Origin of the sequence: Kitasatospora herbaricolor (assembly GCF_030813695.1) — a bacterium.
GTDB lineage: Bacteria > Actinomycetota > Actinomycetes > Streptomycetales > Streptomycetaceae > Kitasatospora > Kitasatospora herbaricolor.
Genome location: NZ_JAUSVA010000002.1, coordinates 8,100,858 through 8,124,137 on the forward strand (window position 1 = coordinate 8,100,858; position 23,280 = coordinate 8,124,137).

The following is a 23,280-nucleotide window of genomic DNA, read 5'->3' on the forward strand; positions in this document are numbered from 1 at the left end:
TTCCCCGGTTCCGCTGCGCACGGCACCGGGGGGCTCGCACGCTCAGCTTCGTCTTCTCGGCGCCCGCGGACGGTCGGCAGACGGTCACCGTCCGCCGGGCCACCGGGGCCGAGGCGCGCGACCACGCCCGGCCCGGGCAGGCGGTCATCACCGACGGCGCGGTGGCCTTCGGGGCGGAGCCGAACGTCCTGGAGAGCGGCGGCACCCGCTTCTCCGCCGGCCTGTGCAGCGACCCCTTCTTCGCGGATCTGGACGGGATCGTCGACGGGTTCCGGTGGACCGGCAACGACTTCGGCGCCGACAAGAACGTGTTCGGGATCGTGCCGGAGGTCCCGGACGGGGAGCCGGGCGACGGCCCGATCGGGGTCTGGGCGCGGGTCGGCCTGCGGCAGGACGGCGCGCTCGTCCCTCCGCGACCGTCCCCGGCGGTCGGCCTGTCAGCTCGCGACCTGGGCCCCGGGCGCGGTGGTCCGGTCCACGAAGGCCCCTCGGCCGCCGGCCCCGCCGGTTCCGGTCACCGTCCGACCTCGCGCGCCCGGAAGTCCTCCACGCTCTCGCGCCGGATCAGCAGGCGGGCCCGGCCCCGGTCGACGGCGGCCACGGCCGGGCGGCCCACCAGGTTGTATCCGGAGGCCATGGACAGCTGGTACGCGCCGGCGGCCGGTACGGCGAGCAGGTCGCCCGGGCGCAGATCTCCGGGGAGGCGGGCACCGCGCACCAGCACGTCGCCGGCCTCGCAGTGCCGGCCGACCACCTCCACCTCGCGAAGAGCGGCCGCCGAGGCGCGGCCGACCAGCCGGACGGCGTACTCGGCGTCGTACAGGGCCGGGCGCGGGTTGTCGCTCATCCCGCCGTCGACGGCGGCGAAGACCCGCCCGTCCGAGCCGTGCTTGACGGTCAGCACCCGGTAGACCGCGACCCCGGCCGGGGCGGCGATCGCCCGGCCCGGCTCCACCAGCAGCCGCGGCACGGCCAGCCCGTGCCGGCCGCAGGCCGCGGCGAGGCGCGCCGGCACCCGGCGGGCGAAGTCGGCCAGGTCGAGCTCCGGGTCGCCCGGCCGGTAACGCACGCCGTGTCCGCCGCCCAGGTCGAGTTCGGGCAGTTCGACGCCGTGGCGGTCACGGATCGCGGCCAGCAGCCCGGCCAGCCGGTCCACGGCGGTGAGGTACGGCTCGACGTCGGTGATCTGCGAACCGAGGTGGCAGTGCAGGCCCGCCAGGTGCAGCCCGGGCTGCCCCAGCACCCGGCGGACGGCCTCGGCCGCGTCGCCGCCCTCGATCGGGAAGCCGAACTTCTGCCCGGCGACACCCGTCCGGACGCCTGCGTGGTGTCCGGCCGCGACCTCCGGCAGGACCCTGACCAGGACCGGCTGCGGGCTGTCGGCGACGGTCAGCGCCGCCAGCCGCGGTATCTCGGCAAGACCGTCGACGACGATCCGGCCCACCCGCAGGCGCAGCGCCAGGCGCAGCTCCTCCGGGCTCTTGGCGTTGCCGTGCAGCACGATCCGCTGCGGCGGGAAGCCCGCGGCGACCGCCAGCCGCAGCTCGCCGGCCGAGCAGACGTCCAGCCCGAGGCCCTCCTGGCCGACCCAGTCCGCCATCGCGCTGCACAGGAAGGCCTTGGCCGCGTAAAGGACTTCGGCACCCGGCAGGGCGGCGCGGTAGGACCGGGCACGGTCGCGTACCTCCTGTTCGTCCAGCACGTACAGCGGTGTCCCGAACCGGTCGGCGGCCTCGGCCAGGCCGACACCGGCGATCAGCAGCTCGCCCTGCGGGCCCGTCCGGGCGGAGGAGGGCCAGGGGCTGCCGGCCGGCTGCCGGGTCAGGGGTGCGGCAAGGGCGGTGGTCATGGCGTGCTGCTCCTCACGACTGCGGGAACGTGGGTGACGGTGCCGTGGGTGACGGTGCCGTGGGCGGCAGGGCTGCCGGCGGTGCGGGTGAGGGTGCGCAGGACGAGCTCCACCCGGACCTGGGCGGCCCCGGCGCGCAGCAGTTCCGCGGTGATGCCACGCAGCTCCTGCGGGCCGGTGCAGGCGAGCTGCAGCTCCAGGTCGGCGTCGCCGGCCAGCGCGAGGCCGCTCTGCACGGCCGGGATGCGGGCGGTGAGCCGGTCGAAGTCCAGGGGGACGGGGCCGGACCTGATCCGGGCCAGGGCCCGCAGCGGCCGGTCCTCGACCGGAGCCGTGGGGCCCGGCCGTCCGGAGGCGACCAGGTGCAGCGCACGGGCCGGTACGAGCGGCGGGCCGGCCGCCTCCTCACCTGCCGCCTCCTCACCGGCCACCGGGTGCGGCGCCGGCGTCACCGCTGGTGCTGGAGCTGGGCGACGGGGACGCTGAAGGGTGCGGCCGGCGGCGCGGTGAACGGCGGCGCGGTGACGGGCGGCGCGGGCACGGGCGGCGCCACCAGCTGCGGGTCCAGTACCAGGGTGTGGACGCCCATCGGGGCGGCCAGGTCGCGCAAGGCGGACTCGCTGAGGACGACCGACGCCTGGTCGGGACCGAGCAGTGCGGCGAGCGCCTCGGCGGAGCCGAACCCGACGGCGCAGCGGCCGCCGTCACGCAGCCGGAAGAAGCGCAGGACGCGGGCGGTCCCGGTGACGCGCACCGGGACGTGCCAGCCGGTACGGCCGGCAGGCTCCGGAGCGGCGGTTTCGGTGTGGACCATGGTGGTGCTCCTGGGGGAGTGGTTCTGCCGGGTCCGGGTCCTCGTCGACCCGTACGGGAACCAGGCCGACGCTAGCCGGGCCGGCCCCGCCGGAACGCCGCTCTGACGCGCCCTTGACTGCGTACGGCCCGGTCCTGACGGGGCGTTGACGCTCGCCTCACCCGGACGGCCGATCGATCGGCCGTCGTACCTTCGCCCCGATTCGCTGCGGCCTCCGCTCCGACCCTCCGTGCACCCCGTGCGCGGCCCGGCCTCCGGCTCACATCCGGGGGTCCGGCTTCAGCAGCGCGAACACCGCACCGAAGGGGTCCGCGAGCCAGGAGATCCGGCCGACGTCCGGCACGTCCGCGGCCGGCATCAGCACGGACCCGCCCTTCCCCTCGGCCTTCGCGACGGTGGCGTCCACCTCCGTCGCGTGGAAGTAGGGCACCCAGCGGGGCCGCCCGGCCCCGCCGCCCGCACCGTCGCCCAGCGGCGCGACCCCGCCGAAGGAGGCCTCCTGCAGGTCGCCGTCCCGGACGCTGAGCACCCGGTAGGTCATGCCTGGCACCTGCATCTCCTGGCTGCGCCAGCCGAAGAGGCCCTGGTAGAAGGCGATGTCGGCGACGGGATCCGGCACGTGCAGCTCCGCCCAGATCAGGGTGCCGGGGGCGGAGGTCAGCCCCAGTCCGACGGTCTTCCCGGGCTGCCAGAGCGCGAACTCGGCCCCCTGCGGGTCGGTGGCCTGCGCCAGCCAGCCCTCGCCCATGACGTCCATGGGCTCCATCCGGACGGTTCCGCCGCCGGCCGTGACGGCCGTGACGGTGGCCTGCACGTCCTCGGTCTTGAAGTGCACCATCCAGGCGGAGGTCGCCCCCTCCTCGGTGAGCGGCCCGAGCGCGGCGACGGTCCTGCCGCCGGCCTGGAAGAATCCGTACCCACCCGCGTCGGGCCCGGCCGACACGAACTCCCAGCCGAGGACGGCGGCGTAGAACGCGGCCGCCGCGTCGGTGTCGGGGCTGCCGAGGTCGAGCCAGTTGGGTGAGCCGGTACTGAAGTCGGTGCCGAGCATGCGGGTCCTCCCGGGAGACGGGGCGATCGGGTCAGGGCCACGATGCCAACCCCGGCCGGAGCTGTCCGCGTCCGAGTGCCGGCCGGGCGCCGGTTTCACCCGCTCGGCGGCGACGGGCGGCAGGGGCGGCACGGGCGGTAGGGGGAGCGGGCCGTGGGTCGGTGTGCCGGTGCCGGTGCCGGTGCCGGTGCCGGGCGTGCGCGGCGCGGCGTGGGACGTGCGTCGGCCCCGGCACCGCTCGGGTACCGGGGCCGGGGCCGACGCGTCGGGAAGGGCGCCGGGTGGGTCAGCCCTCGCCGTCCTCGAACGAGCCCGCGTCGCCGCCGACCGCCAGGGCGATGCCACCGGTGGCGGCCGCGTTGCCGCCCACCGCGAGGGCCCAACCGTCCTCGGCGGAGGCGTCGCCGCCTACCGCAAGGGCGCCGGCCGGCCACTCGGCGGCCTCCTCGGCCTGGACGGCGGTACGCGGGGGCTGGTGGTGCGCCACGGCGGCGGTGGCGGTGCCGAACAGGGCGAGGCCGGAGACCGCGGCGACGGCGGCGGCCTTGGCGAGGGTGGAACGCATGGAGATCCTCCAGGAGCGGGCAAATGGGACGGCACTCATGCTTCAGCACCCGCCCCTTTCCGCGTACGAACCGCTCCGTGGTCTCACCCGTTCGGACCGCCCGTGCCCGCGAACGGCCCAGCCCGCAGGCCGGCCGCTGCCCGGGTGAACCACAGCCGTTCCGGGGCCGACTGCCCCAGGAGGTCCAGGCCCTGAGCCGGCCTGCGGGCCGAAGCGGCCCCGGGCCACGACGGCGGCCAGGACCAGCAGGACCAGGCTCGGCGGGACGGCCTACGCCTGGCTCGGCGGGACGGCCGACGCCTCGCCCGGCGCAGGTGCACGGCGGCCGCGCCGATCATGGTGATCGCGAGTCCGGTGGCCGCCCAGGCGATCGGGCGACCAGGCTCATCGATGCCCTGGCGAAGGCTCAGTACAAGCAACTGCGGGAGATCGGCCGCCGGGTCGACGGTGCCATCGGCCCGATGAGCGCCTGCCCGTCGACGCGGACGACCCGAGCACGGCTGGCGCGTCCCCCGGCCCGTGCTGGAGCGGCCTCCTATCGCCTGGCGCGGTTCGTGATCTTTTTCCGGAGCGCCTCCAACCGCCGGTTCAGCTGCTCGGCGTGGGCCGCGGCCTCCCCGGCCCGGGTCGCCGCCGTGGCCGCCTCCTCGCGTCGGGCGCGGGCGGCCGCGGAGGTCGTCCCGTACGCGGCCCGGGCCTGCTCCAGGGCCGCGCGGGCCCGCTGCACGGCCTCGTCGCTGTCCTCCGCTGCGTACTGGGCCCGGTCGGCCTCGCCCTGGGCGGCGGCAGCACGCTTCTCGGCCTGCTTGGCGTCCTTCCTGGCCCGCTTCAGCTGGTCGGCCAGTTCGGCCGCCTCGGCTTCGAGCCGGTCGTGGTCGGCACCCGGCCGGGGCGCGTCGGGCGTGGAGTCGTCGCGCGTACGGCCGTCACCGGGTGACGAAGCGGCTGCGGCGCCCGGCGCACCGGTCGGGCGGCCACCGGTGCCGTTGCCTGTGCCGCCGGCGGGCAGACTGGGCTCGGCGCCGGGGTTCAGTGCGGTGCTGAGGCGCCCGGCGGCGAACTCGGCCGCGGCGGACTCGTCGGCGAGCGTGGCCTGGAGGGTCTCCGCCAACTCCTGGGCCGGTCCGTCCCCCGCCGGCCGGCCGGCTTCCCGCGCCTCGTCGAGGGCCTGCGCGACGAGGGCGAGGACGACCTGCCGGCGCCGGCCGAGGAGTTCGCGGAGTTGGGCCCCGGCGAGCTGGTCCTGGGCGGCGCGCAGGGCCCGGCCGAGGTCCAGCAGTGCCGTGGTCTCGGTGGGGTGGGTGCGGACGAGGAGGTTGGCGAGCCAGGCCGCGGTGGTGGGCCGGCGCAGGGCGCGGATCCGTTCGGCGAGCGGGCGGTCGCCGTCCCGGCGCGCGCGGTCGGCGGCCTGGTCGCGGGCTTCGGTGAACTCCGCCGGGTTCAGCCCGTACAGTTCGTCGGCCACCTGGTCGAGGTCCATGCTCCGGTTCCTTCCTGGGTACGTCCGGCCGGCGGTCCGGCGGTCCGGCGCGCGCGGTGCGCGGCGGGCACCCGTGGGCCGGTTCTTCCTAACGGCCCCGGGTCGGTCGGGGGAAGCGCTCCGGGCGCCGGTTCACCCGGGTGGGGAACAAGTCGTACCGGAGTCCCTTGCGTTGCTCCGGCGGTCCGGGCCCGGTCCGGGCGGTCCAGGGGCGACCGGGGGCGCTGATTCCGGGCGCTGTCGGGTCGGTCGAAGCGCGCGGGCGTCCAGATCGGGGGCCGGTGCGGCATTCGGCGAATCCTTTTCGGATCGCAGGCCTCGGGGGCACCCGGAACAGTGCCTTGCGGGGCCCCGGCGGGGCCTCGGACGGCCTCCGGCCGCGGCCCGTGACCCCGACGGCGACCCCCTCCGGACAGGCGCCCACCAGCCCGCCCATGCCCTCGCCGCAACGGCTCTGACCTGGTGTTTTCCCGAAAATCGCCTAGGCTTTGGAGTTCCGCCGCACACCTTCGGAGGGGATTCTTGTGAGCGAGGAACCGATCAGCTACGACGCCAGCCGGATCCAGGTGCTGGAGGGGATGGAGGTCGTTCGGAAGCGGCCCGGGATGTACATCGGATCGACCGGTGAACGCGGTCTGCACCACATGGTGTTCGAGGTCACCGGCCGGGCGGTGAGCGAGGTTCTGGCCGGCCGCGCAGGATCCGTCCGCATCACGCTCACACCCGACGGCGGCGTGTGCGTCGCCGACGACGGGCCCGGAGTGCGCGTCGGCGGGGCCGGTGGTGGTGGCGGTCCCGACCTCGAAGCCCTGCTGACCCGTATCGAGCCCTGGGTCGGGCCCGACGTCCGCCATGACGTGACCGCCGGTTTCGGGATGTGGCTCTTCGTCGCCAACGCCCTGTCACGCCGCCTGTTGGTGGAGGTGCGGCGCGAAGGGGTCCGCCGGGTCCAGGAGTATGCGCGCGGTGTCGCGGTCACCCCGCTCACCGAGGCGGGTCCGGCGGACGGCAGCGGGACCACCCTCACCTTCTGGCCCGACGCCGAGATCTTCGGGGAGGTGGAGTGTTCCTTCCAGGGGTTGGCGGACCGGTTCCGGGAACTGGCCTTCCTGAACCGGGGCTTGGACATCTCGCTGACCGATCGTCGTCGATCGGACGAGCCCCGGTCGGTACGCCTGCGGTTCCCCGGCGGAGCACGGGACTTCGTCGCCCACCTCGACGAGCAGGCCGGGGCGGCCGTCCACGGGGAGGTCATCGGCTTCGAGCGGGAGGACCCGCGGATGGCGGGGACGCTGGAGGTGGCCCTGCGGTGGCGCGGCTCCGGCGCGGAGCGGGTCCGCGGCTTCGCCAACAGCCGGCCCACTCCGGGAGGAGGCTCGCACGAGACGGGCCTCCGGGACGGGCTGGTGGCCGCGGTCAACGCGTACGCGCGCGGGCGGCGGCTGCTGACGGAGGCGGACCCCGACCTCGACGAGGAGCGGATCGGGAAGGGCCTGACGGCGGTCGTGTCGGTGAAGCTGGACGACCCCCGGTTCGAGGGCTGCACCCGCGACAGGCTGGGCAACGGCCCGGTCCGCGCCTGCGTCGGACAGGCCGTCCAGGAACACCTCGGCAGGTGGCTGACGGAGCATCCGGCGCAGGCCGCAGCCGTCGTCGGCCGGGTCGTCCGGGGTGGCCGCCGGGACTGACCGCCGCCGAACAGCCCTGCCCGTCCCCGGACTCGGGATCGGGAAGGTCAGGCCAGGGCAGGGCAGGACGCCGACGGCGACGGCGACGGCGACAGGGCGTACGCTGCGGCAACGGCGGCGTCCGGCCGCTGTCCCGATGATCTTCCCGTCAGGCATGTCCGGGGCATTATGGCTGGTCAGGGGGCGGGCGTCGCAACGCCGTCGCTCGGCGGGCGTGGAGCGCGGCCCGGCGGGTCAGGGAACGCCGTGCCCCCGTCCGCCCGGTTGCGGGCCGACGGGGGCGACGGCCGGCGTGGGCCGGGGCCGGGTTCCCGGGCGCGGGTCGGTCGGGCGTGCGAGGGTCAGTCGGCGAACTCCTCGAACGCGGCGGTGAGGTCGGCGGCGACCGCGCGGGCGTCGCGGCCCTCGATGCGGTGGCGCGGGATGAAGGCGACCAGCTCGCCGTCCTTGAAGAGGGCGAAGGAGGGGTGGGACGGCGGGATGTCGGCGAAGTAGGACCGCATCCGGGCGGTCGCCTCGACGTCCTGCTCGTCGAAGACCGACAGCAGCTGGTCGGGCCGCTTGGCGGCCTCCTCCAGGGCGATCCGCACCCCGGGCCGGGCCATTCCGGCGGCGCAGCCCGTGACGGAGTTGACCGCGACGAGGGTCAGGCCCTTCTTCGCCTTCTCCATGGCGGCGTCCACGGCCTCGGGGTGGAGCAGTTCGGTGAACCCGGCCTCGGTCAGTTCTTCGCGCATCGGCTTGACCAGCATCGGCGAGTACGGCATGCCAGGACTCCTCACTTAAAGGAACGGTTCAGCTACCCACTGTAAGGATTGCGTGCGGGCGGGTACGGCAACCCGCCCCGACACGCCCGGGCCCCGCGATGGGGCCGTCGCCGGTGCGCACCCCCGCGGAACCGTCGGCCCGCCGGGGTCCGGAGCAGGCGTACGCGAGGTCCCCGGCGGGTGGACACCGGGCGTCGGCGTCGGCTGCGCGCCGTCGGCGGAGTTCTCCGGGGAGGCCTGCGCGGCGTGGCCGCTCGCGACCGGGGAGTGATGCTCGCACACTGACCTCGCGGCCCCGGTGCGAGGAGCCGGACCGTCCTCGCGCGCGGCGAGCGGCCGCCGACGATCCCGTCGGAGCGGACCCGTCCCCGTCGGACGGGAGGACCGCCGACGGCCCACCGAAGCGAAGGAGAACCCGGCATGTCGGAGGAAGCAGTTGGTGTCATCACGTCCGGCGGGCACCCGCCCGTGCGGCCCGGCGAGGAGGGTCCCGCCCTGTCGGTACCGGTGCCGCTGCTCGCCGGCGTCGAGGCCGAGGACGACATCGAGCCGCACATCTGGCGGGGCATCGACTGAGGAACTGCCGCCCGCAGGGTCGCGGCGCGGACGGCGGGGGCCGTAGGGCCTGCCCGGCAGGGTCCGCGGACCCTCGACGCCCGCCCGCGCCGCGGCCCATCCTGGAGGGAGAACACCCGGGTCGACGCAGGTCCACGCGGTTCCGGCGGCACCTCGGGTGCCGTCCCAGGCAGCTGCCGGCCGGCCTTCGCCGGGTCGGCGCGCCTCCGGGCAAGGAGGATCCCACGATGACCCTGTCGGCACTCACCTCGGACGACTTCCACCTGCTGGCCGCCGCCGCCGGCGCTGCTCCGTCCCTGCACAACAGTCAGCCGTGGTTGTTCCGGCCGACCCCGGACCTCCGCGGTCTGGCCGTGCGACTCGACCTGACCCGGGCCGTGCCGACGACCGACCCGGACGGCCGGGCACTGCACGTGTCGGTGGGAGCGGCGCTCCTCAACCTCCGGGTCGCCGCCGGACGGATCGGCAGGCGGGCGACGGTCCGGCTGCTGCCGGACCCGGACGACCCGGACCTGGCCGCGGAGGTCGACCTCTCCGGGCCCGCGGGGAGCCCGCCGGCGTTCGGCCGGGACCTCTACCCGGCGGTCACGCTGCGGCACTCCAGCCGCCGGCCGTTCGCCGACCGCTCCGTGCCCCGGGTCGTCGTCGACGAACTGCAGGCGGCCGCAGAGGCGGAGGGCGCCTCCTTGGCGATGCCGGACGGGGCCGGTGTGCGCCGGATCCTGGAGCTGACGGCCGAGGCGGAGCGGCGCACGGCCGTCGACCTGGCCCGCCTGCGCGAGACCCGGAGCTGGCTGCGGGCCGAGGCCCCGGCAGCCGACGGGATCCCGCTGGGTGTCCTCGGCCCGCTGGACCACGACGCCCGGGTGCCCGTCCGCAGCTTCACCGGCAGCCCGCCCGGGCCCGGCGTCCACACCGAGCGGTTCGAGGCCCTGCCGCAGGTCGCCACCCTCAGCACCCGGACCGACCTGCCGGCGGACTGGCTCAGGGCGGGTCAGGCGATGCAGAGGGTCTGGCTGCTGGCCACCGATCACGGGCTGTGCGCCTCGGTGCTGCATCAGGCCGTCGAGTGGCCCGACACCCGTTGGCGCCTGCGCGACGCCTCCGAAGGCCCGGGGCACGTCCAGCTGGTGCTGCGCCTGGGCTACGGGCTGCCCGGGCCGGCCACGCCGCGACGCCCGGTCTCCGAGATCCTCACCACGCCGGACGGCCGACCGGCGGGCGACGAACGGTGATGCGCCACCCGGGCGTCGCGGACGTGACGCCCGGCGGGCCCGTCCGGGCGGTGAGCGGCCGGACGTGCGGGAACCCGGGGGGTCACGCAGTGCCCGCCCGGCCGGCTCCGGCGCGTCCGCCGGGGTCCGGGAGGAGCGGGGCCGGGCGAGCAGGTGGAGCAGGAGCCGGCCGGGGCGGCGATCCCGGTCCACACGCCGATCGCCCGGTCCCGCTCCTCCTCGGGCAAGGTCGGGGTGATGACGGCAAGGGTGATCGGCATGATCGTCGCTGCGCCCGCACCGCTGGACAGGCGTGCCAGGGGCATGACTTCGGCCGAGCGGGCGAGGGCCGCGCCGACACCGGCGAGACCGCGGACGGTCGGGCCGGCGAGCAGCACGGGTTTGCGGCCCAAGCGGTCGCCGATCGCCCCGAGCGGCAACAGGAGGGCCGCCAGGGCGAGGGTGTCACCCGGACGGGCTGCCGGGTACGCATGGGTTCCTCGCCGCGGGCAGGCGGACGGCGGCGCCGGGGCGGGCCGGCGCGCCGGGGGTGACGGGGGCGGGCAGGCCCGGCACGGTCAGCCGCGGACGGTGTCGCGCCGGGCGGCGGCGAGGGCCGCGTCGGTGTCGGCGGCGACCAGTTCGGCGTTCAGGTGGGCACCGGCCAGGGCGCCGGCCGCCGCCGAGGCGCCGACCTGGGCGGCCGGGTCGGTGGCGTTGCCGGCCACCCGCACGCCCGCCACCTCGGTGGCACCGGCCGGGCCGGTGACGAAGTGCCGCCCCATCCCGTCGGGCAGGTCCCGCATCGGCAGCCCCAGGGCCTCCAGCCCTTCGCCGCGCGCCCGCATGGAGGTCGCGACGGCGACCACGCGCCGCGGGACGAGCTGTCCGTCCGTCAGGCGTACGCCCGCGATCGAGCCGTTCCCGGCGGTCACGACCCGGTCCACCGGGGTGTCGACGATCCGGATGGCACGGGCGGCGAAGCGGGCCCGGGTGTCCGGGGCCAGAACGGTGCCCCGGGTGAAGTAGACGAGGTCCTCGGTCAGCTGGCGGAACAGCAGTGCGTGGTGGACCGAGGCCGGCCCCACGGCGAGGACCCCGACGGGCTCGTCGCGGACCTCCCAGCCGTGGCAGTACGGGCAGTGCACCACGCTCCGGCCCCAGTGCTCGGCGAGCCCGGGGACATCCGGCAGGACGTCCCGCAGGCCGGTGGCGACCAGGAGGCGGCGTGCGTGCAGGGTGCCGCCGTCGGCCAGGGCGACCGTGAAGCGCGGATCGCCCTCGGCGGAGGGTTCGGAGGCGGCGGCCCGGACCACCTCGCCGGTCCGTACCGTGCCGCCGTACCGGCGGACCTCGGCGCGGCCCCGTGCCAGCAGCTCCGCCGGGGGAGTGCCGTCCAGGGCGAGCAGCCCGTGCACCTCGGCGGCGGGCGCGTTGCGCGGGCCGCCGCCGTCGATCACCACCACCGAGCGGCGGGACCGGGCGAGCATCAGCGCGCCGTTCAACCCGGCGGCCCCGCCGCCGATCACCACGGCGTCCACGGTCCCGTCCGGCAGTTCCTCGGCCGCCTGCGCGGCATTCGTCCTCGTCATGTCGTGGTCCCCTGGTGGCTCGTCGTCGCTGTGTCGTCGCGGCCCCCGTTGCGGGGCCGGACACGGTCGACGCTAAGCGCACCTTGCCGTACGGGCATACGATGTTGCCCATGACGCAAGAAAGTGGCGAGCTGGACAGCCTGGTACGCAAGAGGATCCGCGCCCTGCGGGTGGCCCAGGGCTGGTCCCTGGAGGAGCTGGCCACCCGTGCGAAGGTCAGCCAGTCCACCCTGAGCCGCATCGAGAACGGGCAACGCCGCCTGGCGCTGGACCAGCTCGTCACCCTCGCCCGCGCCCTGGACACCTCGCTCGACCAGCTCGTCGAGACCGCCACCGACGACGTCGTCTCCAACCCGATGATCGACGCGGCCCACGGTCAGATGCGCTGGCCCCTCAAGGCGGATCCCGGCATGACCGTCATCCGCCAGCGCCTGACCGCCCCGCCGCCCGACAACCCCGCCCGGATGCGCGCCCACCCCGGCCGCGAATGGATGGTCGTCCTCTCCGGCACCGCGATCCTGCTCCTGGGCAACCGGCGCCTGCGGATCGAGACCAACCAGGCGGCCGAGTTCCCCACGATGCTCCCGCACGCCATCGGTGCCGAGGGCGGCCCGTGCGAGATCCTGGGCATCTTCGACCGGGACGCCCGCCGGGGGCACCAGCGCGGCGAGGACGCCGAGAAGGCGAAGCGGCCGGCGCCGTGACCCCTTGCGCGTCCCGCCGCCCGGCCGGCCGTCTTCTTGCGCATTCCGGGACTCGTCGGGCCTCAGGCGCACGGCCCGCTTAGCGTGGGCGCATGAGCCACCCCTTGCCGCACACGCAGCACGACGTCCACCAGCACGACGGTCACCAGCACAGCAGTCACCAGCACGACGTCCACCAGCACCAGGCCCACCAGCACGACGGTCACCCCCACAGCAGTCACCAGCACGACGGTCACGGGCACCAGGGCCCCGAGGACGACGCCCACGACCAGGCGGAACTGCTCGACCTGGACGCGGAGGTGCTCGCCGAGCACACCGCGTCGGTCATCGCCTGGCTGCCCGTCGGGACCGGCCCCCGCCGGATCGTCGACCTGGGCTGCGGGACCGGAGCCGGCACCCTCGCCCTGGCCGAGCACTTCCCGGCAGCCGAGCTGACGGCCGTCGACTCCTCGGCCGCCCACCTGGAGCGCCTGCGGGAGAAGGCGGCCGCGGCCGGCGCGGCCGACCGGGTGCGCCTGGTCGAGGCCGACCTGGACGCACCGGCCTGGCCCGACCTCGGCCGGCCCGAGCTGGTCTGGGCCTCCGCCTCCATGCACCACATGGCCGACCCGGACCGCACCCTTCGGCAGGTCCACGACCTGTTGGCACCGGGCGGCCTGTTCGCCGTCGTCGAGCTGGCCGGGTTCCCCCGGTTCCTGCCCGCGGACGCCCCGGCGGACGCCCCAGGTCTGGAGGAGCGCTGCCATGCCGCGCTCGACCGCCACCATGCCGAGCGGTTGCCCCACCGGGGTGCCGACTGGGGGACATTGCTGAGCAAGGCGGGCTTCACCGTGGAGGGCGAGCGCACCCTCACCGTCGACATCACCGTCGGCATCGACTCACCCCGCACCGAGGCGGTCGGCCGCTACGCCCTCAGCGGCCTGCGCCGGATGCGCGGCGGCATCGAGTCCGCGCTGTCGCCGGAGGACCTCGCCGCGCTGGACCGGCTGCTCGACACCGACGGCCCGCACAGCATCCTGCGGCGCGACGACCTGAGCGTGCGGACCGAGCGCACCGTGTGGGCCGCCCGCCGCGCCTGACCGTCAGCGGTACCGCGGGCGGGCCCGTTCCGCGCTGCCGCGGTGGCCGGTACTCCGCTTCGCACCGGGACCGCACCGGGACGCACCGGTCCCGGGCCGGCGGCCGGCCCCTCGGCCGGCCGCCGACCCCGGGGCGACCGTCAGACGAAGGCACCGATCCCGGTCACCGCCCGGCCGACGATCAGGGTGTTGATCTCCCTGGTCCCCTCGTACGAGTAGAGCGCCTCGGCGTCGGCGACGAAGCGTCCGATGCTGTAGTCCAGCACGATCCCGTTGCCGGCCAGCAGCTCCCGGCCCCAGCCGACGGTCTCCCGCATCCGGGTCGTGCAGTAGGCCTTGGCCAGCGCCGAGTGCTCGTCGCGGAACGTGCCGGCGTCCTCCAGCTGGGCCAGCCGGGTGACCATGCCCAGGCACGAGGTGGCGTTGCCGAGCATCCGCACCAGGAGGTCCTGGACGAGCTGGAACCGGGCGATCGGGCCACCGAACTGCTGGCGCTCCAGGGTGTAGTCCAGGGCGATCCGGTAGGCGCCGAGCATGACGCCGATGGCCTCCCAGGCCACCCCGCTGCGGGTGCGGCGCAGCACGTCGGCGGTGTCCCGGAAGCCGTCGGCCAGCTGCAGCCGGTCGCGCTCCGGGACCCGGCAGTCCGTCAGGACGATGTCGGCGTTCTCGACCGTACGCAGGGCGATCTTGTTCTCGATCCGGGTGGCCGCGAAGCCCTCGTTGGCGCCCTCCACGACGAAGCCCAGCACCCGGTCCGTCTCCTCGTCGCGGGCCCAGACCACCACCAGGTCGGCGAAGGTGGCGTTGCCGATCCACCGCTTGGCGCCGTTGAGCACCCAGGTGTCGCCCTCGCGGCGGGCCGTGGTGCGCAGCCCGGCCGCGACGTCGGAGCCGCCCTGCGGTTCGGTGAGGGCGAAGGCGCCGATCTGCTCCATCCGCCCCATCGCCGGCAGCCACCGGCTGCGCTGCTCCGGTGATCCGCAGCGGGCGATGCTGCCCATGGCCAGGCCGGAGTGCACCCCGTAGAACGTGGCCATGGAGGCGTCGACCCGGGCCATCTCCAGGGCGATGAAGCCGTTCAGCATGCTGCTGGCGGGCGCACCGCCGCACTCCGGGTAGGGCAGGCCGGCGATGCCCAGTTCGGCGTAGCGGGGGATCAGGTGGTGCGGGAAGGCGGCCCGGCCCCACCAGGCGTCCGCGTGCGGTGCCACCTCGGCGCTGAGGAAGTCGCGCAGACGCCCCAGCACCTCGCTCTCGGCGGGGGAGAGCAGTTCCTCGAACCGGTAGAGATCCTCGGCCGGCATGTCCTGCGGCATCGCCGCTCCTCCCTGTTGGCGGTGGTTCCACCCTGGCGGACCGCCTACCCGGAGCCGTGCGGGCCACGCCGCCGTGGGGTCCGCCAAGACGCGGATGCCGGGCGCCCGTCCGCCGGGCCCGCCCGGGCCCCGCCCCGCGCGCCCGCCCCCGGCCGGTTCAGGTGCAGCCGCCCGCCCCCGTCGCGTCCCTGACCTGGTCGCGCCGCAGGCCCAGCTTCTTCAGGGTGTTGGCGACGTGGTGCTCGGCGGTGCGGGTGGAGAGCCCCAGGACGCGGGCGATCGCCTGGTTGCCGGCGCCGGTCGCCAGCAGCTCGGCGACCTGCCGCTCCCGGGGGGACAGCTCCGGCCCGTAGCTGTGGCGGCGGCCCGGATCGGGGCTCCGGACCCCGGTCTCGCGCAGCGCCTGCCGGCAGCGTGCCGCGTCGGCGGTGGCGCCGAGCCGGGTGAACACGTCGAGGGCCTGCCGGAGGTGGTGGCCCGCCTCGTCCGGGTCGTGGGCGAGCCGGAGGCAGCCGGCCTGCTCGGCGACGCGGGCGGCGGTGTGCAACCGGCCCAGCGCCTCGTACCGGGCCTGGGCCCGCGTCAGGTGGGCGAGGGCGGCCAAGGGGTCGGTGGCGGCGGTGGTCATGCCGCGGCACCAGAGCACCTCCGCGGCCGCCGCCGGGGCGTCGCGGCCCTCGATCCCGGTGGCCGCCTCGTCGGTCAGCCGCTCGGCCTCCGCCGACAGGCCGCAGGCCAGGGCCGCCTGCACGGCGGTCGGCGTCAGGTCGTGGGCCCTGACCCAGACGCCCTTGTGCCGGCGGGCCGCCAGCGGCCGCCGCAGCCGCTCCCAGGCCGCCTCCGGGTCGCCCTCCAGCAGGTCGATCCGGCCCAGCAGGGTGACTCCCGCCTGGCCGACGTCCCAGCTGGCGTTCTCCTCGTCGGTCGTGGTGAACGTCGCCAGGTTCTGCCGGGCGGCGGCCCAGTACCCGCGGGCCACCTCCAGGGCCGCCCGGACCATCAGCGCGGCGATCCTGAACTTGGTGCCCTCGGCCGTCTGCGGCAGGACCGCCGCCAGCCGGTCGTCCAGGCCGGACCACTGCCCTTCGGCGAGGTCGAGACGGAGCCGGATCACCGCACAGCCCTGTTCGATGACCTGGTAGCCGGTGCGGCGGGCGGCCTCCTCGGCCTCGTCGTGCAGGGCGCGGGCCCGGTCGTTGCCGCGCAGCATCGCCCCGTAGGCGGCGTTGTAGAGCGCCCGGGCGCACTCGCGCTGGACGGCGCGGTCGGGGCTGCTGCGCGGCAGTTCCGCCAGGAGTTCGCCGGCCCGGGCGTCACCGGTCATGCCCATCAGGGTGATCCGGTTGGTCAGGACGGTCGCCCGGGCCAGCGGGTCCTCGCTCCGGGCGACGGTGCGCACGGCCTCGGCCATCAGGGCCTGGTCCTCCGCGGTGGTGCTGATCCGCGAGCCGCGGCCGGAGACCATGCTGAGCGCCGACATGGCGACGGCGGCCAGTCCGGGCCGGTCCGCCAGCTCGGTGATCGCCTGCTGCATCTGCGCGACGCTGTGGCTCCGGTCGGCGCTGCTGTCCACCAGGGCTCGGCTGAGGTTGAAGCGGATCTCGCCGCGGACCACGGTGGGCAGGGCCGGGTCGGCGATGATCCGGCCCAGGATCGCCGTGCTGGTCGAGGAATCGGCGCGGTACATGGCGATCCGGCTGAGTTCGAGGGCGGTGCGGGCCCGCTCCCCGGACGGCAGGGCGGCCTCGGCGAGGAGCTGCTGGAGGAGTTCGGCGGCGACGCCGTCGTCGCCCACGGCGACCGCGTGGTCGGCGGCGGCCCGGGCGGTGGGCAGCCAGGCGGTGACGTCCCCGAGCCGGCGGGTGTGGTGGGCGATCTGGACCAGTGCGGGCGTCTGCCGGCCGGTCAGCGCCTCGATGGCGCGGACGTGCAGCCGGCGGCGGCGTGGGCCGGGTATCCGCTCGTACACGGCCTGACGGGCCAGCACGTGGCGGAACCCGTAGCGGCCGGGGCCGCGTTCGACCAGCACGTCGGCCAGCAGGGCCGCGGTCAGCGCCTCCTCCGCCTGCTCGTCCTCCAGCCCGGCCAGCAGCGCGAGTTGTTCCTCGCTGGTGGGCACCGCCAGCACCGCGGCGGCCTCGACCACCGCGACCGCACCGGGGTCGAGCACCGCCACCCGGCTGTTCACCGCCTCCTGCAGGGCGCGCGGCACCCCCGCCTCCTCCAGCAGCGAGGAGACGCCGGTGAAGGCGCCGTCCTGCACCCGGTCGGCGAGCACCAGCAGGTCCTCCTCGGCGGCCAGCGGGAGCCCGCCGCTGCGCTCGAACAGCTTGCGGCCGAGCCGGGCGGCGGCGGCCGGGCCGATCGCCGAGGCGGCGAGTTCGCGCACCTGCTCCTCGGTCAGCGGGGTGAGGGTGATCTCGGTGCCGCCGACCCCGACCGGCCGCCGGTACGGCACGCCGAGCACGTTGCGGGCGCCCGAGAGGTCGTGCGCACGGTAGGTGAGCACCAGGCGCAGGCCCTTCGGCGGGTTCCGGGCGAGCAGCAGGAGCAGGTCCCTGGTCGCGTCGTCCGCCCAGTGCAGGTCCTCCACCATCAGGACGACCGGGCCCAGCGAGCCCAGCAGGTCCTGGACCGCCCGCATCAGCTGCTGCTGCGGGCCCGCCCCGGGCTCCTCCGTCCGCTCCGGCAGCCGCCCGGTGAGTTCCGGCAGGTAGGGGTGGAGCGCCGCGGTCGCGGGGCTGAGGTCCGTCCCGGGGCCGAACAGGGCGTGCGCGTCGCGCAGCGCGTCGACGACCGGCCCGAACGGCAGCGGTTCGCGCAGCGGATGGCACCAGCCCCGAAGGACCACCAGTCCTTCGCCGTCCAGCCGCGCGGCGGCCTCCCGCAGCAGCCGGGACTTGCCCACCCCGGCCTCGCCCTCGACCAGGACCACGGCCGGCCCGTCACGCAGAGTGTCCGTGAGCGCACGCAACTCGCCGCCGCGTCCGACGAACGCGAAACCCGCGCGGCGGCCCGTCCCCGGCCCGCCGACCCACTCACCTGGCACGTCTCACCCTCTTGACCTGACCGACCGGCGGAACCGACCCCTCCACGCTACTCTGCGTCGCGGCGGGCCCGGTCACTCCACGTAGGCCTCGGGGTGGACTCAGAGGCCGGGGCCGCCGCCGGCGCGGATCGCCTCGCCGACCCGCGCGCGGGTCACGCCGAGTTTCTTGAGGGTGTTGGCGACGTGGTGCTCGACGGTGCGCGGGGAGAGCCCGAGGGTGCGGGCGATCTCCTGGTTGCCGGCGCCGGTGGCGAGCAGGGCGGCGACCTGCCGCTCCCGGGGGGAGAGGTCCGCGCCGTAGGTACGGCGGCCGCGCGGTTCGGGCCGCAGCTGTCCGCCGGCGCGCAGGGCCTGGCGGCAGCGGGCCGCGTCCGCGGTGGCGTCGAGCCGGGTGAAGACGTCGAGGGCGTGCTGGAGGCCGCGGGCGCCCTGGCCGGGATTGCGGGTGAGCTGGAGGCGTCCGCCCTGTTCGGCGACGAGGGCCGCGGTGTACACCCGGCCGATGGCCTCGTAGCGCACCCGTGCCCGCTCAAGCAGGGCGGCGGCGGCCTCGGGGTCGGAGCCGGCGGCCAGCAGCCCCCTGCACCAGAGGATCTCGGCCTCGGCCCCGGGGCTGTCCCGGCCCTCGATCCCGGCGGCGGCCTCGGCGGTCAGCCGTGCGGCCTGCTCGGGCAGGCCGCTGGCCAGCGCGGCCTGTACCGCGGTCGGCACCAGCTCGGTCGCCCACCCCCAGCCGCCCTTGTGGCGCCTGACCGCGAGCGCCCCCTGCACCCGCTGCCAGGCCCGGCGGGGCTCGTCCTCCAGCAGGTCGATGCGGGCGAGGACGGCGACGCCCTCCTGCCCGAGCTGCCAGTAGGTGTGCTCCTCGTCGCCGGTGTCGAACGGTGCGAGGTCCGCCCGGGCCCGGGCCCACCGGCCGCGCGCCACGTTCAGCATGGCCCGCACCATCACCGTCTCGGTCTGGAAGCCGCTGCCGTCGGACGTCTCGGGGATCATCGACTCGATCCGCTCGTCCAGGCCCTCCCAGCGCCCCGCGCCGAAGTCCAGCCTGAGCCGGGCCACGTCGCAGCCGTGCGCCATCAGCTTGTAGCCGGTGTACCGGGTCAGCTCCTCGGCCTCGTGCAGCGGGGTGCGGGCCCGGTCGTCCTGGCCGAACAGGAAGGCGGCGTAGGAGAGGTTGTGCAGGGCCCGGGCCACCTGGCGCAGGACGTCGCGGTCCGGGCTGTCACGGGGGAGGTCCGGCAGGAGGTCCCAGGCCAGCGGGTCGCCGGCCATCCCCAGCAGGGTGATCCGCAGGGCCAGCACGGTCGCGTGGGCCAGCGGGTCGTCGCTGCGGGCGACCATCCGTACGGCCCGGTCCATCATCTCGCGGTCCTGCACGAGGGTGCTGTCGGCGCGGTGGCCCATGCTGAGGGCGGCCATCGCGCCGGCGGCCAGGCCGGGCCTGCTCTCCAGCTCGGTGATCGCGCGTTCCAGCTCCTCCATCTGCCGGACCCGGTCGGTGCTGGTGTTCATCAGGGTGCGGGCGAGGTTGAGGCGGATCTCGCCGCGGACGGGGGTGGGCAGGGCCGGGTCGGCGATGATGCGGCTCAGGATCGCCGTGCTGGCCACCGAGTCGGCGCTCCAGAACGCGACGTTGCTCAGGGTGAGGGCGGTCCGGGCGCGGTCCTCCGGGGGGAGCGCGGGTTCGGCGAGGAGTTGCTGCAGGAGTTCGGCGGCGACGCCGTCGTCGCCGACGGCGACCGCGTGGTCGGCCGCGGCCAGCGCCCTGGGCAGCCAGGCGGTGACGTCGCCGAGCTGGCGGGCGTGGTGGGCGATCTGCACCAGTGCCGGGGTGTCCTGCCCGGAGAGCGCCTCGATGGCGCGGACGTGGAGCCTGCGCCGCCGCGGGCCGATGATCCGCTCGTACACGGCCCGCCGGGCCAGCACGTGGCGGAACCCGTACCGGCCGGGGCCGCGTTCGACCAGCACGTCGGCCACCAGGGCCGCCGTGAGCGCCTGCTCGGCCTGCTCCTCCTCCAGCCCGGTCAGCAGCGCCAACTGTTCCTCGCTGGCGGGCACGGCCAGCACGGCGGCCGCCTGGACGACCGCCACCGCCCCGGGGTCGAGCACCGCGACCCGGCTGTTCACCGCCTCCTGCAGGGCGCGCGGCACCGCGGCGTCCTTCAGCACCGAACCCTTGCCACCGCCGAGGGCGACCTGGTCCGCGAGCACCAGCAGGTCCTCCTCGGCGGCGAGCGGCAGCCCGCCGCTGCGCTCGAACAGTTCCCGGCCGAGCCGGGCGGCGGCGGCCGGCCCGATCGCCGAGGCGGCGAGTTCGCGCACCTGCTCCTCGGCCAGCGGGTTGAGGGTGATCTCGGTGCCGCCGACCCCCACCGGCCGCCGGTACGGCACACCGAGCACGTTGCGCGCGCCCGGCAGGTCCTCCCGGCGGTAGGTCAGCGCCATCCGCAGCTGCTGGGGCGGGTTCCGGGCGAGCAGCAGGAGCAGGTCCCTGGTCGCGTCGTCCGCCCAGTGCAGGTCCTCCACCATCAGCACGACCGGGCCCAGGGCGCCCAGCAGGTCGTGCACCGCCCGCATCAGCTGCTGCTGCCGTGGCTGGGCGCCGATCTCCGGGCCGGGCGCCGGGAGCCGCCCGGCGAGTTCCGGGATGTGCGGTGCGAGGAGGGCCGTCGCGGGGCTGAACCGCGTCCCGGGGCCGAACAGGGCGTGCGCGTCGCGCAGCGCGTCGACGACCGGCCCGAACGGCAGCGGCTCGCGCAGCGGGTGGCACCAGCCGCGGAGCACGGCCAGTCCCTGGTCCTCCAGCCGCGCGGCGGCCTCCCGCAGCAGCCGGGACTTGCCCAGTCCGGCCTCGCCCTCGACGAGGACCACGGCCGGCCCTTCGCGCAGGCCGTCCACCAGCGAGCGCAGTTCGGGCTCGCGGCCCACGAACGCGAAGCCCGCGCGGCGACCGGAACCGGTCCCGCCGACCGACAGATCTGCCATGGCAACCTTGGGGACGAATCAGCATCCGGTGAAACGGAACTCCATGCTATCCCGCTCACCGGCCCGGTCCCGGGCCCGGCCTGCCCCGCGGGGTGCCGGCCGGTGCGCCGGCGTTCGTGGCGTCCTAGTTCGTGGCGTCCTAGAGGCCGAGCAGGCCTATGACGTGGCCGTCGTGGTCCACGACCGGCCACAGCTCCAGGCCACGGGAGCGCATCGCGGCGGCCGCCTCGCCGGCGGGCATGTCGGCGGTGGCGAACGGGGCGCGGTCGAGGACGACGTCCCGGATCGGGGTGCGCTCGGTGTACCAGGACCTGGCCTGGAACGGTGCGAGGTGCAGGCGGGTCAGCAGTCCGGCGCAGCGGCCGTCCTCGTCGCGGACCAGCAGGTGGTCCGCTCCGGAGCTCAGCAGGATGTCCATCGCGGTGTCGACCATGATGTCGTCGCTGATCTGCAGCTCCGGGCCGGTCATCCGGTCGCCGACCGTGGCGGTGATGACGGGGGGTTCGAGAGTAAGGGTCATGGGCGGACTCCTTCGCGTGTCTTCCGCCGGGGCCGGCGGTGGTCGGGGCCTGGCGGTGGTGCGTCCGGGGTCGTTCGCCCGGGTCGTGCGTCCGGGTCGTGCGTCCGGCGGGGTGCCCGCCGGGGCGGGCCGTCGCCGCGGCCGCCCACCGGTGGGTCGCGTGGGCCCGGACCGCGGTGGTCCGGGCCCACGCGTCGTCCGCTACGCGGCGAGCGCGACCCGCCTCGGCGCCCGGCCGCGGGAGCCGGTGCCGGCCTGCTGGTCGCGGCCGGCGTGGACGGGGCGGCCGCGGCGGCCACGGCCGGCCGACGCGCTGCGGCGCGGACGCTCGACGACGGGGTCGGAGATCACGGTGGGGATACCGGTGGGCACCCGGGCGCCGGTGATGCGGGCGAGCTCCTCGTCACCGGAGTGGACCCGGGTGGAGGTGGGGGTGATGCCCGCCGTGGTCATCATGCGGGCCATCTCGCGGCGCTGGTGGGGCAGCACCAGGGTGACCACGGTGCCGGACTCGCCGGCCCGGGCGGTGCGCCCGCCCCGGTGCAGGTAGTCCTTGTGGTCGTTCGGCGGGTCCAGGTTGACGACCAGGTCGAGCCCGTCGACGTGGATGCCCCGGGCCGCCACGTTGGTCGCGATCAGCGCGGTCACCCGGCCGGACCGGAACTGCTCCAGGGTCCGGGTGCGCTGCGGCTGCGACTTGCCGCCGTGCAGGGCCGCGGCCTTCACCCCGTTGGCGAGCAGCTCCTCCACCAGCCGGTCCGCGCCGTGCTTGGTGTCGACGAACATGATCACCCCGCCGTCCCGGGAGGCGATGTGGGCGATGGTGGCGTTCTTGTCGGTGTTCTGCACGTGCAGCAGGTGGTGCTCCATGGTGCTGACCGCGGCGGCCGACGGGTCCACCGAGTGGGTGACCGGGTCCTTGAGGAAGCGCCGCACCAGGCGGTCGACGTTGCGGTCCAGGGTGGCGGAGAACAGCATCGTCTGGCCGCCTTCGGCGACCTGTTCGAGGAGCTCGGTGACCTGCGGCAGGAAGCCCATGTCGGCCATCTGGTCGGCCTCGTCGAGGACGGTGACGCCGACCCCGTCCAGCTGGCAGTCACCACGCTGGATCAGGTCCTTGAGCCGGCCGGGGGTGGCCACCACGACCTCCGCCCCGCGGTTGAGCGCCTGCGCCTGGCGTCCGATCGACATGCCGCCCACCACGGTGGCCGTCCGCAGCCGCAGCGCGTGGGCGTAGGGGGTGAGGGCCTCGGTGACCTGCTGGGCGAGCTCGCGGGTGGGGACGAGGACCAGGGCGAGCGGGCGCCGGGGCTCGGCCCGTCGCCCGGCCGTCCGGGCCAGTACGGCGAGACCGAACGCGATGGTCTTGCCGGAGCCGGTGCGGCCCCGGCCGAGGACGTCGCGCCCGGCGAGCGAGTTCGGCAGCGTCGCGGCCTGGATCGGGAACGGCGAGGTGACGCCCTGGCGGGTCAGCGTCGACAGCAGGGCCTTCGGCATGTCCAGCTCGTCGAAGGACTCGACGGCCGGCAGCGCCGGGGTGGTGCTCACCGGCATCGCGAACTCGCCCTGCAGGGAGGATTCCTGACGGCCACCGCGACCGGAGGAGCGCCGGCCGTCGGAGGGCCGGGAGCCGTAGAAGGAGCTGCCGCCGGAGCGCGACCCGGAGCCGGTGCCTCCCCCGGAGCGGGACCCGCGGGCGTCGGCGCCGGAGCGGGAATTGGCGTTCTGGTACGACGAGCGACTGGAGCGATTCATGCGGGAGACCTTCCTCAGGGCGGCACGTCACGAGGAAGGCTCCGCGGCGCGGGGCGCCGGGCGGAGACCACGAGGGAACGGGCCGGAAGTACGACGGGCGGAGCGTGGACGGTAGAACCGTGCGGCTCACCTTCGGGCCGGCGCTCACCGCGAGGAGCGGGAGCGGAGAGCCTCGAACCGTGCGATGTCACGGCAGGGCGCCGATCCGCACGCGGCGCGGTGCGCCTCGCGTGGGGACGGCCGCCGGTGGCGGAGCCAGGGGGCCTTGAC

Annotated in this window: 18 protein-coding genes and 1 pseudogene; 5 read left to right on the top strand and 14 right to left on the bottom strand. The window is 75.9% G+C overall.

All coding sequences use genetic code 11. The features are described from left to right. Nucleotides 1–514 precede the first annotated feature (514 nt). The 6 genes from lysA to J2S46_RS35200 form a co-directional block, all read right to left on the bottom strand. Nucleotides 515–1,849: a diaminopimelate decarboxylase gene (gene lysA / locus J2S46_RS35175; protein WP_191293641.1), complete on the bottom strand. Its 1,335-nt coding sequence runs from the start codon at nucleotides 1,847–1,849 to the stop codon at nucleotides 515–517. Beyond that, the gene (locus J2S46_RS35180) at nucleotides 1,846–2,301 is read right to left on the bottom strand and encodes a hypothetical protein (RefSeq protein WP_191293642.1); all 456 of its coding nucleotides are present in this window, start codon (nucleotides 2,299–2,301) and stop codon (nucleotides 1,846–1,848) included. The genes lysA and J2S46_RS35180 overlap by 4 nt, the downstream gene beginning before the upstream one ends. Then, nucleotides 2,298–2,663, bottom strand: a complete 366-nt coding sequence (locus tag J2S46_RS35185; protein ID WP_191293643.1) for an SAV_915 family protein — start codon at nucleotides 2,661–2,663, stop codon at nucleotides 2,298–2,300. Before J2S46_RS35185 ends, J2S46_RS35180 begins: the two co-directional genes overlap by 4 nt. A 259-nt stretch (nucleotides 2,664–2,922) precedes the next feature. Continuing rightward, the gene (locus J2S46_RS35190) at nucleotides 2,923–3,714 is read right to left on the bottom strand and encodes a VOC family protein (RefSeq protein WP_191293644.1); all 792 of its coding nucleotides are present in this window, start codon (nucleotides 3,712–3,714) and stop codon (nucleotides 2,923–2,925) included. Between the two features lie 286 nt (nucleotides 3,715–4,000). Beyond that, on the bottom strand, nucleotides 4,001–4,279 hold the full coding sequence (locus tag J2S46_RS35195) for a hypothetical protein (protein WP_191293645.1): 279 nt from the start codon (nucleotides 4,277–4,279) through the stop codon (nucleotides 4,001–4,003). A 535-nt stretch (nucleotides 4,280–4,814) separates the two neighbouring features. Further along, nucleotides 4,815–5,759 (bottom strand): hypothetical protein, encoded by a 945-nt coding sequence (locus J2S46_RS35200; RefSeq protein WP_191293646.1) that lies wholly within the window; start codon nucleotides 5,757–5,759, stop codon nucleotides 4,815–4,817. Nucleotides 5,760–6,283: 524 nt separating this feature from the next. On the opposite strand from J2S46_RS35200, the gene J2S46_RS35205 reads away from it, so the two are divergent. Then, entirely contained in the window at nucleotides 6,284–7,447 is a 1,164-nt protein-coding gene (locus tag J2S46_RS35205) for a DNA topoisomerase subunit B (RefSeq protein ID WP_229913272.1), read from the top strand. Between the two features lie 341 nt (nucleotides 7,448–7,788). On the opposite strand, the gene J2S46_RS35210 is transcribed toward J2S46_RS35205, so the two are convergent. After that, entirely contained in the window at nucleotides 7,789–8,214 is a 426-nt protein-coding gene (locus J2S46_RS35210) for a BrxA/BrxB family bacilliredoxin (protein WP_191293647.1), read from the bottom strand. Nucleotides 8,215–8,634: 420 nt separating this feature from the next. Between J2S46_RS35210 and J2S46_RS35215 the strand changes: the two genes are divergently transcribed. Together J2S46_RS35215 and J2S46_RS35220 are read left to right on the top strand one after the other, a co-directional pair. Then, the gene (locus J2S46_RS35215; RefSeq protein WP_191293648.1) at nucleotides 8,635–8,790 is read left to right on the top strand and encodes a hypothetical protein; all 156 of its coding nucleotides are present in this window, start codon (nucleotides 8,635–8,637) and stop codon (nucleotides 8,788–8,790) included. Nucleotides 8,791–9,017: 227 nt separating this feature from the next. Then, nucleotides 9,018–10,025: an Acg family FMN-binding oxidoreductase gene (locus J2S46_RS35220; RefSeq protein WP_191293649.1), complete on the top strand. Its 1,008-nt coding sequence runs from the start codon at nucleotides 9,018–9,020 to the stop codon at nucleotides 10,023–10,025. Between the two features lie 164 nt (nucleotides 10,026–10,189). Here J2S46_RS35220 and J2S46_RS35225 read toward each other — a convergent pair. Beyond that, nucleotides 10,190–10,468 (bottom strand): annotated as a pseudogene (locus J2S46_RS35225) (MFS transporter); the annotation flags it as partial. 114 nt (nucleotides 10,469–10,582) lie between these two features. After that, the gene (locus J2S46_RS35230; RefSeq protein WP_191293650.1) at nucleotides 10,583–11,596 is read right to left on the bottom strand and encodes an NAD(P)/FAD-dependent oxidoreductase; all 1,014 of its coding nucleotides are present in this window, start codon (nucleotides 11,594–11,596) and stop codon (nucleotides 10,583–10,585) included. Nucleotides 11,597–11,706: 110 nt separating this feature from the next. On the opposite strand from J2S46_RS35230, the gene J2S46_RS35235 reads away from it, so the two are divergent. Both J2S46_RS35235 and J2S46_RS35240 read left to right on the top strand, forming a co-directional pair. Further along, nucleotides 11,707–12,300: a helix-turn-helix domain-containing protein gene (locus J2S46_RS35235; protein ID WP_191293651.1), complete on the top strand. Its 594-nt coding sequence runs from the start codon at nucleotides 11,707–11,709 to the stop codon at nucleotides 12,298–12,300. Nucleotides 12,301–12,392: 92 nt separating this feature from the next. After that, nucleotides 12,393–13,379, top strand: coding sequence for a class I SAM-dependent methyltransferase (locus tag J2S46_RS35240; RefSeq protein ID WP_191293652.1), 987 nt, complete (start codon nucleotides 12,393–12,395; stop codon nucleotides 13,377–13,379). A gap of 140 nt (nucleotides 13,380–13,519) precedes the next feature. Here the strand turns inward: J2S46_RS35240 and J2S46_RS35245 are convergent, their stop codons facing one another. From J2S46_RS35245 to J2S46_RS35265, 5 genes are all read right to left on the bottom strand, one after another. Beyond that, nucleotides 13,520–14,698, bottom strand: coding sequence for an acyl-CoA dehydrogenase family protein (locus J2S46_RS35245; protein WP_229913273.1), 1,179 nt, complete (start codon nucleotides 14,696–14,698; stop codon nucleotides 13,520–13,522). A gap of 157 nt (nucleotides 14,699–14,855) precedes the next feature. After that, a complete protein-coding gene (locus J2S46_RS35250) occupies nucleotides 14,856–17,747 on the bottom strand; it encodes an ATP-binding protein (RefSeq protein ID WP_191293653.1) in 2,892 nt (963 codons plus the stop codon). Between the two features lie 99 nt (nucleotides 17,748–17,846). After that, on the bottom strand, nucleotides 17,847–20,735 hold the full coding sequence (locus J2S46_RS35255) for an ATP-binding protein (RefSeq protein ID WP_191293654.1): 2,889 nt from the start codon (nucleotides 20,733–20,735) through the stop codon (nucleotides 17,847–17,849). Between the two features lie 139 nt (nucleotides 20,736–20,874). Continuing rightward, the gene (locus tag J2S46_RS35260) at nucleotides 20,875–21,255 is read right to left on the bottom strand and encodes a CBS domain-containing protein (protein ID WP_191293655.1); all 381 of its coding nucleotides are present in this window, start codon (nucleotides 21,253–21,255) and stop codon (nucleotides 20,875–20,877) included. 201 nt (nucleotides 21,256–21,456) lie between these two features. Further along, nucleotides 21,457–23,010, bottom strand: a complete 1,554-nt coding sequence (locus J2S46_RS35265; protein WP_191293656.1) for a DEAD/DEAH box helicase — start codon at nucleotides 23,008–23,010, stop codon at nucleotides 21,457–21,459. Nucleotides 23,011–23,280: the final 270 nt, after the last annotated feature.

Coding starts and splice junctions, on each gene's coding strand:
- lysA (WP_191293641.1), bottom strand. CDS start 1,849: ATGACCACCGCCCTTGCCGCACCCCTGACCCGGCAGCCGGCCGGCAGC.
- J2S46_RS35185 (WP_191293643.1), bottom strand. CDS start 2,663: ATGGTCCACACCGAAACCGCCGCTCCGGAGCCTGCCGGCCGTACCGGC.
- J2S46_RS35190 (WP_191293644.1), bottom strand. CDS start 3,714: ATGCTCGGCACCGACTTCAGTACCGGCTCACCCAACTGGCTCGACCTC.
- J2S46_RS35195 (WP_191293645.1), bottom strand. CDS start 4,279: ATGCGTTCCACCCTCGCCAAGGCCGCCGCCGTCGCCGCGGTCTCCGGC.
- J2S46_RS35200 (WP_191293646.1), bottom strand. CDS start 5,759: ATGGACCTCGACCAGGTGGCCGACGAACTGTACGGGCTGAACCCGGCG.
- J2S46_RS35210 (WP_191293647.1), bottom strand. CDS start 8,214: ATGCCGTACTCGCCGATGCTGGTCAAGCCGATGCGCGAAGAACTGACC.
- J2S46_RS35215 (WP_191293648.1), top strand. CDS start 8,635: ATGTCGGAGGAAGCAGTTGGTGTCATCACGTCCGGCGGGCACCCGCCC.
- J2S46_RS35220 (WP_191293649.1), top strand. CDS start 9,018: ATGACCCTGTCGGCACTCACCTCGGACGACTTCCACCTGCTGGCCGCC.
- J2S46_RS35230 (WP_191293650.1), bottom strand. CDS start 11,596: ATGACGAGGACGAATGCCGCGCAGGCGGCCGAGGAACTGCCGGACGGG.
- J2S46_RS35235 (WP_191293651.1), top strand. CDS start 11,707: ATGACGCAAGAAAGTGGCGAGCTGGACAGCCTGGTACGCAAGAGGATC.
- J2S46_RS35240 (WP_191293652.1), top strand. CDS start 12,393: ATGAGCCACCCCTTGCCGCACACGCAGCACGACGTCCACCAGCACGAC.
- J2S46_RS35245 (WP_229913273.1), bottom strand. CDS start 14,698: ATGCCGCAGGACATGCCGGCCGAGGATCTCTACCGGTTCGAGGAACTG.
- J2S46_RS35255 (WP_191293654.1), bottom strand. CDS start 20,735: ATGGCAGATCTGTCGGTCGGCGGGACCGGTTCCGGTCGCCGCGCGGGC.
- J2S46_RS35260 (WP_191293655.1), bottom strand. CDS start 21,255: ATGACCCTTACTCTCGAACCCCCCGTCATCACCGCCACGGTCGGCGAC.
- J2S46_RS35265 (WP_191293656.1), bottom strand. CDS start 23,010: ATGAATCGCTCCAGTCGCTCGTCGTACCAGAACGCCAATTCCCGCTCC.